14 protein-coding genes are annotated in these 15,084 nt (G+C 73.3%); 10 read left to right on the forward strand and 4 right to left on the reverse strand.

Annotated features, from left to right (window positions below; all coding sequences use genetic code 11):
• The first annotated feature begins 12 nt into the window (after positions 1-12).
• Both AB0K18_RS39470 and AB0K18_RS39475 read left to right on the forward strand, forming a co-directional pair.
• Positions 13-1,080, forward strand: a complete 1,068-nt coding sequence (locus AB0K18_RS39470) for an LLM class flavin-dependent oxidoreductase (protein WP_364925495.1) — start codon at positions 13-15, stop codon at positions 1,078-1,080.
• Positions 1,077-2,570 carry an AMP-binding protein gene (locus tag AB0K18_RS39475; RefSeq protein ID WP_364925498.1) on the forward strand — a complete coding sequence of 498 codons (1,494 nt, stop codon included), beginning with the start codon at positions 1,077-1,079 and terminating at the stop codon, positions 2,568-2,570. The genes AB0K18_RS39470 and AB0K18_RS39475 overlap by 4 nt, the downstream gene beginning before the upstream one ends.
• A gap of 3 nt (positions 2,571-2,573) precedes the next feature.
• Here AB0K18_RS39475 and AB0K18_RS39480 read toward each other — a convergent pair whose 3' ends face one another.
• The gene (locus AB0K18_RS39480; protein ID WP_345398397.1) at positions 2,574-3,173 is read right to left on the reverse strand and encodes a TetR family transcriptional regulator; all 600 of its coding nucleotides are present in this window, start codon (positions 3,171-3,173) and stop codon (positions 2,574-2,576) included.
• Between the two features lie 78 nt (positions 3,174-3,251).
• Between AB0K18_RS39480 and AB0K18_RS39485 the strand changes: the two genes are divergently transcribed.
• Positions 3,252-4,403, forward strand: a complete 1,152-nt coding sequence (locus AB0K18_RS39485; RefSeq protein ID WP_364925501.1) for a cytochrome P450 — start codon at positions 3,252-3,254, stop codon at positions 4,401-4,403.
• On the opposite strand, the gene AB0K18_RS39490 is transcribed toward AB0K18_RS39485, so the two are convergent.
• Positions 4,381-5,289, reverse strand: coding sequence for a cyclase family protein (locus AB0K18_RS39490; RefSeq protein WP_364925504.1), 909 nt, complete (start codon positions 5,287-5,289; stop codon positions 4,381-4,383). The genes AB0K18_RS39485 and AB0K18_RS39490 overlap by 23 nt on opposite strands.
• Positions 5,290-5,320: 31 nt before the next feature.
• On the opposite strand from AB0K18_RS39490, the gene AB0K18_RS39495 reads away from it, so the two are divergent.
• Positions 5,321-6,559, forward strand: coding sequence for a serine hydrolase domain-containing protein (locus tag AB0K18_RS39495; protein ID WP_364925507.1), 1,239 nt, complete (start codon positions 5,321-5,323; stop codon positions 6,557-6,559).
• Between the two features lie 13 nt (positions 6,560-6,572).
• On the opposite strand, the gene AB0K18_RS39500 is transcribed toward AB0K18_RS39495, so the two are convergent.
• Both AB0K18_RS39500 and AB0K18_RS39505 read right to left on the reverse strand, forming a co-directional pair.
• Complete coding sequence (locus AB0K18_RS39500) at positions 6,573-7,310, reverse strand: SDR family NAD(P)-dependent oxidoreductase (protein ID WP_364380598.1); 738 nt, start codon at positions 7,308-7,310, stop codon at positions 6,573-6,575.
• On the reverse strand, positions 7,310-7,900 hold the full coding sequence (locus AB0K18_RS39505; protein ID WP_364925510.1) for an isochorismatase family cysteine hydrolase: 591 nt from the start codon (positions 7,898-7,900) through the stop codon (positions 7,310-7,312). The genes AB0K18_RS39500 and AB0K18_RS39505 overlap by 1 nt, the downstream gene beginning before the upstream one ends.
• A 171-nt stretch (positions 7,901-8,071) precedes the next feature.
• Here AB0K18_RS39505 and AB0K18_RS39510 point away from each other — a divergent pair, with 171 nt between their 5' ends.
• From AB0K18_RS39510 to AB0K18_RS39535, 6 genes are read left to right on the forward strand one after another with little or no spacing between them, the layout of a single operon-like run.
• Entirely contained in the window at positions 8,072-9,853 is a 1,782-nt protein-coding gene (locus AB0K18_RS39510; protein ID WP_364925513.1) for a serine/threonine-protein kinase, read from the forward strand.
• A gap of 46 nt (positions 9,854-9,899) precedes the next feature.
• Complete coding sequence (locus AB0K18_RS39515) at positions 9,900-10,262, forward strand: OB-fold domain-containing protein (RefSeq protein ID WP_364925516.1); 363 nt, start codon at positions 9,900-9,902, stop codon at positions 10,260-10,262.
• Positions 10,259-10,582 (forward strand): VOC family protein, encoded by a 324-nt coding sequence (locus AB0K18_RS39520; RefSeq protein ID WP_364925519.1) that lies wholly within the window; start codon positions 10,259-10,261, stop codon positions 10,580-10,582. Before AB0K18_RS39515 ends, AB0K18_RS39520 begins: the two co-directional genes overlap by 4 nt.
• Before the next feature lie 16 nt (positions 10,583-10,598).
• A complete protein-coding gene (locus tag AB0K18_RS39525; protein ID WP_364925522.1) occupies positions 10,599-12,125 on the forward strand; it encodes a class I adenylate-forming enzyme family protein in 1,527 nt (508 codons plus the stop codon).
• Between the two features lie 3 nt (positions 12,126-12,128).
• A complete protein-coding gene (locus tag AB0K18_RS39530; RefSeq protein ID WP_364925524.1) occupies positions 12,129-14,135 on the forward strand; it encodes an acetate--CoA ligase family protein in 2,007 nt (668 codons plus the stop codon).
• Complete coding sequence (locus AB0K18_RS39535; RefSeq protein ID WP_364925526.1) at positions 14,122-14,871, forward strand: glucose 1-dehydrogenase; 750 nt, start codon at positions 14,122-14,124, stop codon at positions 14,869-14,871. The genes AB0K18_RS39530 and AB0K18_RS39535 overlap by 14 nt, the downstream gene beginning before the upstream one ends.
• The last annotated feature ends 213 nt before the right edge of the window (positions 14,872-15,084 follow it).

Consider the following 15,084-nt stretch of genomic DNA (forward strand, 5'->3'; position numbering starts at 1 on the left):
GGCGGCCGCCGTATGAAGTTCTCGACCTTCCACCTCTTCCACCGCTTCGACGGGCAGAGCTTCAAGGACGTCTACGACTACCACCTGGAGCTCATCGAGCTGGCCGAGGAGCTGGGGTTCGACGGGGTGCGGCTGGCCGAGCACCACTTCCGCGACTACGGCGTGGCGCCCAACCTGTTCACCGTGCTCGCCCACGCCGCCGCCCGCACCGAGCGGCTGCGGCTCGGCACCGGGATCGTGGTGCTGCCGCTGCACAATCCCGTGCACGTCGCCGAGGAGGCGGCGCAGGTGGACGTGCTGTCCGGCGGCCGGCTCGAACTCGGGATCGGGCGGGGGTACCAGAGCTACGAGTTCGAAGGGTTCGGGGTCGACCTGGCGGAGGCGCGGGACCGGTTCAACGAGGCGCTGGAGGTCGTCGTCGGGCTCTGGACGCGGGAGTCGTACCAGCACGAGGGGAAGTTCTACCGGACCGGCACCGAGGTGTCGCTGGTGCCGCGCCCGCTGCAGGACCCGCACCCGCCGCTGCACGTGGCGGCCGTCTCTCCGGAGACCGTCACCATGTACGCCGAGCGCGGCCTGCCCATCCTGGCCGACCCCGCGGCCCCGTTCCGTAAGGTCGTCAAGGCGGCCGGGACCTGGCGGGAGACGGCCGCGCGGGCCGGGCATCCGGTGGCGGAGGCCGAGCTGGTGGTGGCGCGCAGCGTGTACGTCGCCCCCACCCTGGAGCAGGCCCGCGCCGACCAGGAGAGGTTCGAGGCGTCGTTCGACCGCTCGCGCATCTTCAATGAGCGCAGCGCCCCCATCGACCCGCGCACCGGACGGGCCGCGCAGGGCTTCGAGTACTACCAGGACCGCTACCTCAAGGGCGGCACCGTCTCGCCGGACTTCCGCTGGGAGCAGCTGGAGGTGATCGGCGACCCGGCCCGGGTGATCGAGCAGATCGCGCTGCTGCGCGACGCCGGGTTCGGCAACCTCCTGTGCGACTTCGGCAGCACCCGGCCGATGCCGCTGGAGGACATGAAGCGGGTCATGCGCTTCTTCGCGACCGAAGTCATGCCGGCCTTTGGAGGCGGACGATGATCCACAGCCTGACCCTGTCCGACGTCCTCGCCGAGCACGCCCGCAGCAGGCCGCAGGTCACGGCGGTGGTGGACGGCGAGGTCCGGCTCACCTACCCGGAGCTGGACGAGCGCGTCTCCCGGCTGGCGGCGGCGCTCGACGGTCTCGGCGTCGGGGCCGGTGACCGGGTGGTGTGGCTCGGGCAGAACGCGTACGCGGTGCTGGAGCTGCTGCTCGCCTGCTCCCGGCTGGGCGCGGTGCTGTGCCCGGCGAACTGGCGTCAGTCGCTCGACGAGCTGCGGTTCGTGCTCGGCGACCTGGCGGCGGCCGCGGTCGTGTGGGAGCCGTCGGACGTCACCACGGCGCTGCGCGACGAGGCGGGCGGCGCGTGGGTGCGCGCGGGCGAGGAGTACGAGCGGCTGATCGCGGGCGCCGAGCCGAGGGAGTTCGGGCAGGTCGGTGACACCGAGCCGGTCCTGGCCCTCTACACGGCGGCCTTCTCAGGACGTCCGAGCGCCGCCCTGCTCAGCAGCGCCGCGCTGCTCGCGCACGCCACCACCCTGCTCGTGGTCCGGCGGATGGAGCCCGGCTTCACCTTCCTCAACAACGGGCCGCTCTTCCACGTCGGGACGATGATGTTCTGCCTGGCCACGTTCCAGATCGGCGGCACGAACGTCTTCGCCCCCGCCTTCGACCCCGAGGAGGTGTGCCGGTTGGTCGACGCCGAGCGGGTGACGCAGGCGTTCCTGTTCGGGCCGATGATCGACGCCGTCGCGAAGGCGAACGCGGGCGGCAAGTACGACCTGTCCTCGCTGCGCTTCGTCGCGCACTCCGCCGAGTGGGACGACATGATCACCGTGGACGACTCGCCGTGGTGCCGGTCGAAGATGGGCGGGTACGGGCAGACCGAGGTGGGCGGGATGCTGACGTTCCTCGGGCTGGCGGAGGGCGGGGCCGGGCTCGCGGGGCGTCCTTCGCCGCTGGCGCAGGTGCGGATTTTGGCGCCGGACGGGAGCGAGGTGCCGGTCGGGGAGGTCGGGGAGATCTGCGCCCGCGGCAAGACCCTCTTTACCGGATATTTCGCCCGGCCCGACTTAAATGCGGAAAAGTCGCGGTACGGCTGGCACCACACCGGCGACCTCGGCCGCCGCGAACCCGACGGCACCCTCACCTTCATCGGCCCCAAGCTGCGCATGATCAAGTCGGGCGCCGAGAACATCTACCCCGCCGAGGTCGAACGCGCGCTAAAGACCCACCCCGCCGTGGCCGACGCCGCCGTCATCGGCGTCCCCGACCCCGACTGGCACCAGACGGTCAAGGCCGTCGTGTCCCTGAAGCCGGACGCCACCGCCACGGAGGACGACCTGATCGCGCACGTCAGGGGACTGCTGGCGGCGTACAAGCGCCCGCGCCATGTGGCGTTCGCGGACACGATCCCCAAACGCGGCTTCACCCCCGACTACGACACTCTGGACGAGGCACACGGCGGCGGCAACTACCCGGGCACCTGACGTTCACCCGGCGGGCCGGGGTAGCGGGAGGCCGGCTTCGAGGTGGGAGAGGGCGCGGTCGAGTTCGGTGGTCGCGTCCATGGAGGGGTCGTTGACCCACTCCAGCCAGACGCCCATGATGACCCCGACGATCGCGCCCGTGACGTCGCGCAGCTCGGGGTCGTCGGCGGGGCGGCCCTCGCGTTCCGCGAGCGCGTCGCGCAGCTTCTTGAGCACGCCGGTGACGTTGCCGAGGGTGGCCGCCCACAGCTCGGGCACGGTGAGCATGAGCCGCTCGCGTTCGAGGCCGTCGATGCGCTCCTCGGCCGTCTGCCCCTCCAGGACGGCCCGCATCGCCAGCCGTACGGCGGCCACCGGCCCGGCCTCCGGCGGCACCCCGCGCAGCGCCTCCATGAACGGCGGGAACTGGTCGACCATCACCAGCTCCTCCTTGGTGGCGAAGTAGCGGAAGACCGTGCTGGTCGCCACCTCGGCCGCCGCGGCGACCTGCTCGACGGTGGTCGCCGCGTAGCCCTGCTCGCGGAACAGCCGCAGCGCCTCCTTCTGGATGAGCGCCCGCGTCCTGGCCTTCTTCCGCTCGCGCAGCCCCGGTCGGTCGGTCATGACTCCGCATTCTCGACGATCTCGGCATCCCGCGTCCAATTGATAGCGAACTATCAAATGAGAGCGTACTCTCAAAATATGCGACTTCCCCTCGAACGAGACCCGCAGCACCCCTTCGACCCGCCCGCCGGGCTGCGCGGCCTGCCCCCGATGACCAGGCTGGAGCTGGCGGACGGCCACCTGGGCTGGCTGGCCACCACGCATGAGGCGGCCAGGACGGTGCTGGCCGACCCGCGCTTCAGCGCCCGCCAGGACCTGCGGCGCGCCGCTGTGAGAGCCACCATGCCCCCGGGAGCCACGCCGCCCCCGGGCTTCTTCGTGGCGATGGACCCGCCTGCGCACACCCGTTACCGCCGCCTGCTCACCGGCCGGTTCACCGTGCGCAGGATGCGGCTGCTGGAGCCGCGCATCGAGCGCATCGCCGCCGACCATCTGGACGCGATGGCCGCCGCGGGGCCGCCGGCCGACCTGGTGCCGGCGTACGCGCTGCCGATCCCGTCGCTGGTCATCTGCGAGCTGCTCGGGGTGCCGTACGCCGACCACGACTTCTTCCAGGACCGCAGCACCCGCATAGCGCTGCCGGACAGGGACGCGCAGGGCGCGATGGCCGACCTGGCCGCCTACCTCGCCGACCTGGTCGGCCGCAAGCGCAAGGAGCCGGGCGACGACCTGCTCAGCGAGCTGACCGGGGAGCTGACCGACGAGGAGCTGACGAACGTGGCGCTGATCCTGCTCGTCGCCGGACACGAGACCACCGCGAACATGATCGCCCTCGGCGTGTTCGCGCTGCTGCACGAGGGCCTGGCCTACGAGGAGGGCGCCGAGGAGGAGCTGCTGCGCTGGCTCTCGGTGGTGCACCTCGGCGCCCCGGCGCGCGCGGCGCTGGAGGACGTCGAGGTGGCCGGCGTGACCGTGCGGAAGGGCGAGACGGTCGCGCTGTCGCTGCCGGCGATCAACCGGGATCCTGCGATGTTCGAGGACCCGGAGGCGCTGCGGCTCGACCGGGCGCAGGCGCGGCGGCATCTGGCGTTCGGGCACGGGGTGCACCAGTGCCTGGGCCAGCAGCTCGCCAGGATCGAGATGCGGATCGGCTACCGGGCGCTGTTCGCGAGGTTCCCCGATCTGCGGCTGGCCGTGCCCGCCACCGAGGTGCCGCTGCGCACCGACGCGGCCGTGTACGGCGTCGCGAGCCTGCCCGTCACCTGGGTCACAGGATCGCCAGCGGGCTGAGCGGGCTGCCGGTGCCGCCCTCGATCCGCAGCGGCGCCGCGACGAACACGAAGTCCGTACGTCCCCTCGCCGCCAGCTCCTCCAGCCACACCATCTCGATCAGGTGGATGCCGTGCCGGTGCAGGAGCAGCAGGTGCAGGTCGTCCTCGACGGGCTCCTGCGACATGCCGCGCCCGTCGAGCCCGCCGACGGCGGCGTTGTCGCAGGCCACGGCGGCCACGTCGTGCCCGGCCAGCCAGCGGCCCGCCTCGGCGGACAAACCTGGCTGTCCCGACCAGTACTCCTCGCGCGACCGCTCCCACACCAGCGGCCACCCCGTACGCACCACCGCCACGTCACCGGGGCGCGGCGTGGCGATGGCGGCCAGTTCGGCGGCCGAGACGCGGTGCCCGGCGGGCAGGTGGCCCAGCCCGAGGTGACCGGGCACGTCGAAGAGCACGCCCCTCGCCACCACGCCGCCCGCGTGCTCGATGCCGCACCTCGTGGCGCCGTACGAGCGGACGCGGGCGGCCGGGTGGCCGTTGTAGAGCTCGTCGCCCGACCACATGTGGCACAGCGCGTCCATGTGGGTGGTCGTGCCGTGGTGGCTGACGAGCAGGGCGTCGTCGGCCACCCGCAGGCCGGGGCCGACGGGGCGGGCGCCGGCCGCGTAGTCGCCGCCGTCCACGCTCATGAAGTGCTGCGGCAGCGGGCGGCCCGGCAGGTGCGGGACGGTGCCGGGCGCGGGCGACGAGGTGGCGCCCCTGATGGGCAGGGCCAGGTTCAGCACCTCGCCGGTGGTGGCGCTGCGCAGGGCGTCGAGCACCACGGACGGGGTGAGCAGATTCAGGGTGCCGCGCTGATCGTCTGGGCCGAATCGTCCCCAATTGTTAGGCTCGTGGATCACGTAAGCACTCCCTTTCCCCGCTGGAGGTCCGATGTACTGCGACCCGCGCTTCGCCCGCGTACGCGAGGTGTTCGAGCGGCACTTCGCCGACGGCGAGGAGCTGGGCGCGGCCTTCGCCGTCTATCTGAACGGCGAGCCGGTGGTGGACCTGTGGGACGGCGTCGCCGACCGGCACACCGGGCGTCCCTGGGAGCGCGACACCCCCGTCTTCGCCTACTCCTGCACCAAGGCGGTCACCGCGGCCGTGCTGCTGCGGCTGGCCGAGCAGGGCCGCCTCGACCTGGCCGCGCCGGTCGCGGACGTGTGGCCCGGGTTCGCCGCCGAGGGCAAGGGGTCCGTGACGGTCGAGCACCTGCTCAGCCACCAGGCCGGGCTGCCGGTGGTGGAGGAGGAGGTGCCGGTGGAGGAGTTCGAGGACCAGCCGGCGATCGCGGCGCGGCTGGCCGGGCAGCGGCCGCTGTGGGAGCCGGGGACGGCGCACGGGTATCACGCGCTGACGTACGGGTTCCTGCTCGGCGAGGTGGTCGGGCGGGTGACGGGTGAGTCCGTGGGCGAGCTGGTGGCGGCCGAGATCGCGGGGCCGCTGGACCTGGAGCTGTGGGTGGGCGCGCCCGATGCGGTGATCGAGCGTACGGCGCGGCTCAAGGCCGGCGAACGCCCCCGCCGCGACCCCGCCGAGCAGCCCACTGAGCAGCCCACTGAGCGGCCCGCGCAGACCGGGCCTGCCGCACAGCCCGGGCCCAGGACCGGGATGCAGATCGTCGAGACCGGGAAACGGACGCAGGACGTGCTGGCCGAGGTGCAGCGGGCCGCGCTCGACCCCGCGAGCCTGATGAACAGGGCGCTCGGCAACCCCGCCATGCACCGGCTCAAGGGCGGCGCGAACCATCCGGTGATCCTGCGCGCGGGCTGGCCGGCGGCGGGGCTCGTCACGACCGCGCGGGGCCTGGCCGGGTTCTACCGGGGGCTGATCGCCGGTGACCTGCTGCGCCCCGAGACGCTGCGGGACGCGCTGCGCCCCCGCGTGCACGGCCCCGACAAGGTGCTGCTGCTGAACACGTCGTTCGGACTCGGGTTCATGCGGCCGTCGCTGACGTTCCTGATGCCGTCGAAGACCGCGTTCGGCCACTCCGGGATGGGCGGCGCGATCGGGCTCGGCGACCCCGAGCGCGGCCTCGCGATCGGCTACGTGATGAACAGGATGGCCGACGCCCTGACCGGCAACCTGCGCGGGATGCGGCTGGTGCAGGCCGTCTACGACGCGGTGTAGGCGCATGGCGGGGTCAGTGCATGGTCACGCCGCCGCTCACCGACAGGATCTGCCCGGTGATGTACGCGGCGCGTTCCGTGCACAGGTAGGCGACCAGCCCGGCGACGTCGGCGGGGGTGCCGAGGCGGCGCAGCGGGATGCCGCGGGCGATCTTGTCGACCAGGCCGGGCTCCGCCTCCGCCACCCGGCGCAGCATGGGGGTGTCGGTGGGGCCCGGGCAGACCACGTTGGAGGTGACGTTCGCCCTGGCGGCCTCCCTGGCCAGCGTCTTGGCCAGGCCGAACAGCCCGGCCTTGGTGGCCGCGTACGCGCCCTCGCCGCCCGAGCCGGCCCGCGCGCCGTCGGAGGAGACGAACACCAGCCGCCCCCATCCCCCCGCCGTCATGCCCGGCAGCAGCAGCCTGGTCAGCAGCATCGGGCCGCGCAGGTTGACCCGCCACATGAGCTCCCAGTCGGCGGGGTCGCTCTCGGTGAACGGCCGCACGATCGACACCCCGGCGTTGTGCACGAGGACGTGCACCTCCCCCACCGCCGCCGCGAACGCGGAGACCGACTCGGGCACGGCCAGGTCCACGCGGAGCGCCCGCGCGTCCGGCAGCCCGGCGGCCGCCTTCGACGCCCCCGGCAGGTCCACGTCGGCCAGCACCACGCGGGCGCCGAGCGCGGCCAGGTCGGCGCCGATGGCCGCGCCGATCGCCCCCGCCCCGCCGGTGACGACCGCGACCCGCCCGTCCAGCCGCAGCCCCTCCATCACGTCCACGCCTCGACCAGGTCGGCGGTCGTCGTCCGGGTGGCCAGCAGGCTGATCGTGTGCTTTAGCACCGCCCGCGCGTACTCCTCCGGGACGCCCGCGACCGCGTCGGTCACCACGCGCACCCGGTAGCCCAGGTTGACCGCCTCCAGCGCCAGCCCGGGGATGCCCAGGTTGAGCGAGACGCCGACCGCGACCACCTCGGAGACGCCCAGCGAGCGCAGCGTCATGTCCAGGGAGGTCCCGGTGAACGGGGAGAAGCCGTGGTGGCGGCGGCTCTCCAGGTCGCCGGGGTCGAGCAGCTCGGGCAGCACCTCGGTGGCGGGGGCGCCGTCCAGCATGTGGGCCGGGTCCTTGAGCAGGGAGACGATGAACGGGCAGTTGCCGGTGTGGGAGCCGGCCCGGTCGGGGCGGAACGCGGCGGTGCAGTGGATCACCGGCAAGCCGGCCCGGCGGGCCGTCTGGAGCAGGCGGGCGGCGTTGGCGATCACGTCGTGCCGGTCGCATGCCGCCACCAGGTCCGGAAATTTCGTGAGATCGCCGACGACGCCCCGCTGCATCTCCATCACCAGCACCGCCACGCGCTCCACCGGCGACCTCCACCTGTTGTTAGCCGAGCGCTTGCTTGGTACGCCGCTCAGCATAACACCGGCACATCCCTCCATCTCTGATTAACGCGGGGCGAAATATCTCCGGTCGTGACAACCCGAACCCCGGGTGAGACCGTCAAATCGAAGACGGCCGTCTGATGGGGGTAGGACTTGGTCCCTGGGTACCGCGAAGTACGGCAGCTCGGCGCCGGCCGCACCGGCCGCGTGTTCCTCGCCACCTATCAAGAGACCGGCGCGTACGTGGCCATCAAGTACCTGAACGCCACCCTGCGCAGGGACACCGCGTTCATGGACCGCTTCCGGTCGGACACCCACCGCCTCGTCGAGATCGACTCCCCCGACGTGGTGCGCCTGTACGAGTACGTCGAGACCGCCACCAGGGCCGCCCTCGTCATGGAGCTGGTGGACGGCGTGTCCCTGCGCACGCTGCTGGCCGAGCACGGCAGGATCACCCCCGAGGCGGCGCTGGCCGTGGTCAAGAGCACGCTGCTGGCCCTCGCCGCCGTCCACGAGCGCGGGGTGGCGCACCGGGACGTCACGCCGGGCAACATCCTGGTCCAGGCCGACGGCACGACCAAGCTGACCGACTTCGGCGTCGTGGTGCACGCCGAGGAGCCCGGGGTGCCCGCCGGCAGCCCGCCGTACATGGCGCCCGAGTTATGGACGCAGGGGCGCGACGGGCCGCCGGCCGACGTGTACGCGGCCGCGTGCGTGCTGTTCGAGGCGGTCAGGGGGCGGCCGCCGTACCGGGCGGAGAACGGCGACGGCGAGCAGGACGTGCCCGCGCTGCGCGACAGGCACCTCGTGGAGCCGGTGCCGGTGGAGGTCGCCCCCGACACGCTGCGCGACCTGCTCAGGCGCGGGATGGCCAAGGACCCGGCCGTCAGGTACGCCTCCGCCCGGCAGTTCGCGGCCGAGCTGGAGGAGGACGCCGCCGCCGGGTACGGCCCCGACTGGGAGAAACGCGGACGGCGGCACCTGGCGGAGCTGGCCACCCTGCTGGCGTTACGTTTCCCGCTGGCGCGCACCTCCCCCGCTCCCTCGAACGGCCTGCGGTCCCGGCTGCCCAGGCTGCCGCCCCAGCTCTGGATCGCGGGCGGCGCGGTGGTCGCGGCGGTGGTCGCGATCCTGGTGTCCGGCGGCGGGGTGCCACCCGGCCCGGGGACGATCCTGCTGCCGCCGCCCGAGGTCCGCGACGAGCCGGCTCCTGCCACCACGAGCCCCACGCCCACCCGGTCGAGCCCCGCGCCCCGGCGGACGGCCGCCTCTCCGGCCCCGTCCGCCGCCCGGACCGCCGCCCCTCCCTCCTCCCGTCCCACCCGCAGCGGGCAACCCGGCACGTCCGCGCCCATGGCCTCCGTGCGGGCGGCCACGATCCTGCGGTGGAACGGCACGGCAGGGACGATCGGGGTCTCGGCGGGCGGCAGGGGGGCGGTGCGGCTGCGGATCGCGTACACGAGGAGGGACGGCGACGGCGGGGCGGCGCGGACCGTCCGGCAGGAGAGCCGCACCCTGCGCGGCCGCACCTCCTACACCAGCGCCGTCACCCACGACCCTGGACGGGTGCCGTGCGGGGAGCAGGCGCACGTCGGGATCCTCGTGATGACCGAGCCGGCGGCGGGGAACGGGCCGCAGGTCAGCGAGGTCGCGCTGACCGGCCCCGACTGCCCCGCGCCACCCACCCCCACAGCCACCCGCCCGCCCCCGCCCACCACGGAGCCGCCACCCAGCCCCTCGGCCCCACCTGCCGCCCCACCCTCCAACGGCCCAAAGGCCCGCTCCTCAGCCGACCCACCCACGGTCGGCCCCGAGGCCCGCTCGCCCGCCGATCCGGAGGCCGGCCTCGCCACGCCGACCCTCTTCCGCAACGCGCCGGAGCCTGGTTTCGAGTCGCCGGCCGATGCCAGGGCGGGGGCTGAGCGGTACCGCTGATCGGGCCTTGCCGGGCAACCAAGCGTGCGCTAGCTTGGCAGGCACGATGAGCGGTGACACCTCTGCCTACCGGGCCGCCTGCGCGCGCGGCGAGCTGGTCATCCAGCGCTGTACGGCCTGCGACCGCCGCATCCACCTCCCCGAGCCGGTCTGCCCCTGGTGCGGCGGCCGGCAACTGGTGTTCGACCCCGTCTCGGGCGACGGCGTCGTGCACACCTACACGGTCGTGCACCGCTCCTTCTCCCCCGCCTACCAGGGCCGCGAGCCGTACGTGATGGCCTGGGTCGACCTGCCGGAGGGCGTGCGCGCGTTCGGGCACGTGATCGGCTGCGAGCCCGGGCAGGTGCGCATCGGCCTCCCCGTACGCGTGACCTTCCACGACGACCTGCCCCACTGGAGGCCCGCGTGAAGCTGGGCAACGTGCTGATCCCCGTCGCCGACCTCGACGCGGCGATCGCGTTCTACGGCCTGCCGGTGAAGTTCCGCGACGGCGACAAGTTCGCCGCGCTCGACGGCGGCGGGGTGACCGTGGCGCTGGCGGGGCCGGAGGAGCACGTCGCCGGGTCGGTCGCGGTGTCGTACAAGGTGGCGGACGTCGATCGCGAGGTGGGTGAGCTGGTCGCGCGCGGCGCCGAGGTGGTGCGGGAGCCCGAGGCAGGGCCGCACGAGAGGCGGGCCGTGCTGCGCGACCCCTCGGGCAACGTCTTCGTGCTTTATTCGCCCCTCTGAGATGGAGGCACCCCCCATGGCACGACCGGCACGATCGCCGTACGGCAACTACGGGCACGCGATCCTGACCGCGAGCGCGATGCGCACGCCCGACCAGGTGGCGCTGACGTACTGCGGGGAGCGCAGCTTCACCTACGACCAGCTCAACAGGAACGTCAACCGCCGCGCCAACGCCCTCATCGCCGCCGGGGTCACCCCGGGCACGCGGGTGGCGGCGCTGCTCAACGAGACGTTGCAGGTGGCCGAGGTCTATCTGGCGCAGGCGAAGATCGGGGCGGTGACGGCGGCGCTGAACCCGTACTGGCCGGTCGAGACGCTGCGCGACGTGGTGGCCGCCTCGGGGTGCACGGCCTTCGTGCACGACGCCACCGTGGCCCCCGTGGTCGAGGCCATCAGGCCGGAGCTGCCGCGGGTGACGACCTGGATCGACGTACGGGAGCTGCCGGAGGCGTCCGACGCGGAGCCGCCGCTCGGCGGGTCCTACGACGACCCGCTCGCGCTCTACTACACCTCGGGCACCACCGGCCTGCCCAAGGCGGTCGTGCACACCCACGCCTCGTCGCTGGCCACCGCCCAGATCTGGCTGGACGTGCCGCGCGGCCCCGACGCGGTGTTCGGCACCGGGGCGATCATCTGGGGCATCGGCTTCCCGGCCATCGTCGGCCCGGCCCTGTACGCGGGCATGCGTCTGGTGCTGGAGCAGGACTGGGGGCCGGAGAACTTCCTGCGCGTGGTCCCGCGCGAGCGCGTCACGCACGTGTCGCAGATCCCGTCGTTCTACGCGGCCCTGCTGGCCTCGCCCGCGCACGAGGAGGTGGACCTGTCGTCGATCCGGGTGATCATGCTGGGCGGTGAGCCGCTGACGGCGTCCATGCTCGACCGCATCAAGGCCAGGCTGCCGCAGGCGGGCATCTACTCCTATTACGGGCAGACCGAGGCGCCATACACGTGCATGGGGCGGGTGGACGACGGCTCCACGCCGCTCGGCTCGTCCGGCCGGGCCCGTACCGGGAACGCCGTGCGCGTCACCGGCCCCCAGGGCCACCGGGTGATCGACGAGGTCGGCGAGATCAACCTGGCCGGGCCGCACCGGATGGCCGGCTACGACGGGCTGCCCGACCGCACGGCGGAGGTGCTGCGCGGCGAGTGGTACGTCGGCGGTGACCTCGGCACGCTCTCCCCCGACGGCGTGCTGCGGGTGCTGGGGCGGCGCGAGGACTCCATACTCAAGGGTGGCGTCTGGACGCAGCCGACCGTCATCGAGGACGCCGCCTGCGCGCTGGACGGCGTGGCCGAGGCGGGCGCGGTGGGGACCCCTGAGGGGGCCGCCGAGCAGGAGGTGCTGCTGGCCGTGGTGCCGCGCGCCGGGCACACGCTGGACCCGTCCAAGCTGGCGCCGGCCCTGGCCGACGCGCTGCCCGCGCATCAGCGGCCCGACCGCATCGTGGTGACCGGCGAGCTGCCCCACACCCAGGACGCCTCCGGCGGGCCGGGCAAGCTGCTGCGCAGGAAGATCCGCGAGCTGCCCGGGCTGCGCGGGTAGAGCGTGGACGAGCACGAGGTCAAGGCGCTGATCCGGGAGGCCGGGGTGCCGGTGCCGCGCGGGGTCGTGGTGACCGGCGACGACTTCTCGGCGGCCGGGGAGCTGGCCGAGCCGCTGGTGCTGAAGGCGTTCGGTCCCGGGCTGACGCACAAGACCGAGGCGGGGGCGGTGGTGCTGGGCCTGCGCCACGCCGGCCTGGCCCCTGCGGCCCGCCGGCTGCGCGAACGGCTGCGGCCTGCCGGTTTCCTGGTCGAGGAGCAGGTCCCCGCCGGGGTCGAGCTGATCGTCGGGCTGGTGCGCGACCCCGCGTTCGGGCCCGTGCTGCTCGCCGGGCTCGGCGGGGTGTGGACGGAGGCGCTGCGCGACACCGCCGTACGGCTCTGCCCGATCTCCGAGGAGGACGCCCACCGCATGCCCGCCTCCCTGCGCGGCGCCGCCGTGCTCCGCGGCTGGCGCGGCGCCCCGCCCGTGGACGAGGACGCCGTCGTCAAGCTCCTCATGGCGGTGGGCGGGCCCGGCGGATTGTGGGAGCGGCTGGACCTGGGCGAGTTCGAGTTGAACCCGGTCATAGCAGGCCCGTCAGGCGTGGTGGCCGTCGATGCCCGCTACCTCCCCGTGTCCCCCGCCCCGCCGATCCCGGCAGCCCCCACGACCGACTTCCTGCCGCTCTTCGAGCCCAGGGCCGTGGCCGTGGTGGGGGCGTCCACGGGCAGGCCGAACTTCGGGAACATGTTCCTCGGGTTCTACCGGGGGACGGGCGTCCCGCTGGTCGCGGTGCATCCGAGCGCGGAGGAGGTCGCGGGAGTGCCGGCCGTGCCGTCGCTCGACCGCGCCGACGTGGACTACGCGCTGGTGGCGGTGCCCGCCGAGCGTTGTGCCGAGGTCGTGCGGCAGGCGGCGGGAGTCCCGTTCGTGCAGGTGATGAGCGGCGGGTTCGGCGAGGCGGGACGGCCTGAGCTGGAGGCCGAGCTGGTGGCGGCGGCGCGCGCGGCCGGCGCCCGGCTGCTCGGGCCGAACTGCATGGGCGTGTACTGCCCCCGAGGCGGTCAGACGTTCGTCGGCGGCGGCACGGGCCCGGCGGGCTCCGTCGCGCTCATCTCGCAGAGCGGCGGCCTGGCCGGCGAGGTGATCAAGGTCGGGGAGCGGCGCGGGCTGGCGTTCAGCCGGGTCGTCACGGCCGGGAACGCCGCCGACGTCACCCCGGCCGAGCTGCTGCGCTGGCTCGCCGAGGACCCCGAGACGCGGGCGGCGGGGCTGTACCTGGAGGACCCGAGGAACGGCCGCGAGCTGTACGAGGCGCTGCGCGACGCGGACCTGCCCGTGGTGCTGCTGGTCGGCGGACGTACCGGGCAGGGCAGGCAGGCCGCCGCCTCCCACACCGGCGGCCTGGTGAGCGACGAGCGGATCTGGGCGGCGGTGGCCGAGCAGGCGGGCGTGACGCTGGTGACGTCCCAGGAGGACCTGATCGGGGTGCTGGCGTTCTTCCAGGCGCACGGCGGTCGCGCGGTCGAGGGCGACAGGACCCTGGTGGTCGGGCCGAGCGGGGGCGCGAGCGTGCTCGCCGCGGACGCGTTCGACCGGGCCGGCGTCCGCCTCGAACCGCTGCCCGCCGACCGCCTGGCCGCGCTGCGCGGACTCGGGGTGGTGACGGCGGGCAACCCGCTCGAAGTGCCTGTGGGTCCGATGGGCAGGCCCGGTCTCGTGGCCGACGTGATCGACGCGCTCGCGGGGCCGTACCGGGACGTGGTGGCGCACGTGAACGTCACGGCCTTCTTCACGTACGGGGACGCCGCCGAACCCCTGTACGCCTACGCGCAGGCCCTGGCGGGGGCCCAGGCCGCGCACCCGCACACCAGGATCACGCTCGTCATCAGGAACGCCGAGTGCGCGCCTCCGGGCGTGACGGACGAGGTCGGGCGGATCGCGGCGGCGGCCGGGATCCCCGTCTACCGCACGATGGAGGCGGCCGCCGTGGCCGTCGCGGCAGGAGGACGCCATGGGGCTGCTTGACGGCAAGGTCGCGCTGATCACCGGCGGTGCGCGGGGCATGGGCGCGGCCCATGTGCGGCTGTTCCTGGCCGAGGGCGCGCGGGTGGTGTTCGGGGACGTGCTGGAGGAGGAGGGCAAGGCGCTGGCGGCGGAGACGGGCGCGGTGTACGTGCGGCACGACGTGACCCGTCCTGAGGAGTGGGAGGCGGCCGTGGGGGCGGCCTTGGAGGCGTACGGGCGGCTGGACGTGCTGGTGAACAACGCCGGGATTCTGAAATTTCGGCGTATCGCCGACATGTCGCTCGAAGACTTCGATCAGGTGATCGGCGTGAACCTCAGGGGCACCTGGCTCGGCATCAAGTCGGTCATCGAGCCCATGAAGGCCGCCGGGCGCGGCTCGATCGTGAACATCTCCTCCATCGAGGGGTACGTCGGCGCGGAGGGGCTGTCGGCGTACTCGGCCTCGAAGTTCGGCGTGCGCGGCGTGACGAAGTCGGCGGCGCGGGAGCTGGCGAAGTTCAAGATCAGGGTGAACTCGGTGCACCCTGGAGCGATCAACACCTCCATGGTCATGGACCCTGAGCTGGTCGGCGAGGTGGACGCGGAGGCGTTCGTCAAGTCCATGGTCATCAAGCGGTTCGCCAAGCCGGTGGAGGTCTCGCACGTGGTGGCGTTCCTGGCCTCGGACCGGGCCAGCTACTGCACGGGGAGCGAGTTCACCGTGGACGGCGGGCTGCTGACCGGCGCAGGATACTAAGATCTCACCACAAGGTAGATCTTTTAGTGTTAAACCACCTAGGGTCGGACATTTCTGGCAACGTTACTGACCTGCTGGTTTCTACCCCGTGAGGGCCCTTGCCCCCAGGGTGCGTGCTTGAGCTAAGGTCACGACACGATAACCTCACTCATCACGGAAGACGACAGGCCTCCGGTTTTGTCACACCAGTCCCGGGTTACCCCCTTTACCCAT

Origin of the sequence: Nonomuraea sp. NPDC049421 (genome assembly GCF_040677005.1) — a bacterium.
GTDB lineage: Bacteria > Actinomycetota > Actinomycetes > Streptosporangiales > Streptosporangiaceae > Nonomuraea > Nonomuraea salmonea.

Bases quoted from the DNA above. Each gene is read 5' to 3' on its own strand.
- AB0K18_RS39470 (WP_364925495.1), top strand. From the start codon at position 13: ATGAAGTTCTCGACCTTCCACCTCTTCCACCGCTTCGACGGGCAGAGC.
- AB0K18_RS39475 (WP_364925498.1), top strand. From the start codon at position 1,077: ATGATCCACAGCCTGACCCTGTCCGACGTCCTCGCCGAGCACGCCCGC.
- AB0K18_RS39480 (WP_345398397.1), bottom strand. From the start codon at position 3,173: ATGACCGACCGACCGGGGCTGCGCGAGCGGAAGAAGGCCAGGACGCGG.
- AB0K18_RS39485 (WP_364925501.1), top strand. From the start codon at position 3,252: ATGCGACTTCCCCTCGAACGAGACCCGCAGCACCCCTTCGACCCGCCC.
- AB0K18_RS39495 (WP_364925507.1), top strand. From the start codon at position 5,321: ATGTACTGCGACCCGCGCTTCGCCCGCGTACGCGAGGTGTTCGAGCGG.
- AB0K18_RS39500 (WP_364380598.1), bottom strand. From the start codon at position 7,310: ATGGAGGGGCTGCGGCTGGACGGGCGGGTCGCGGTCGTCACCGGCGGG.
- AB0K18_RS39515 (WP_364925516.1), top strand. From the start codon at position 9,900: ATGAGCGGTGACACCTCTGCCTACCGGGCCGCCTGCGCGCGCGGCGAG.
- AB0K18_RS39525 (WP_364925522.1), top strand. From the start codon at position 10,599: ATGGCACGACCGGCACGATCGCCGTACGGCAACTACGGGCACGCGATC.
- AB0K18_RS39535 (WP_364925526.1), top strand. From the start codon at position 14,122: ATGGGGCTGCTTGACGGCAAGGTCGCGCTGATCACCGGCGGTGCGCGG.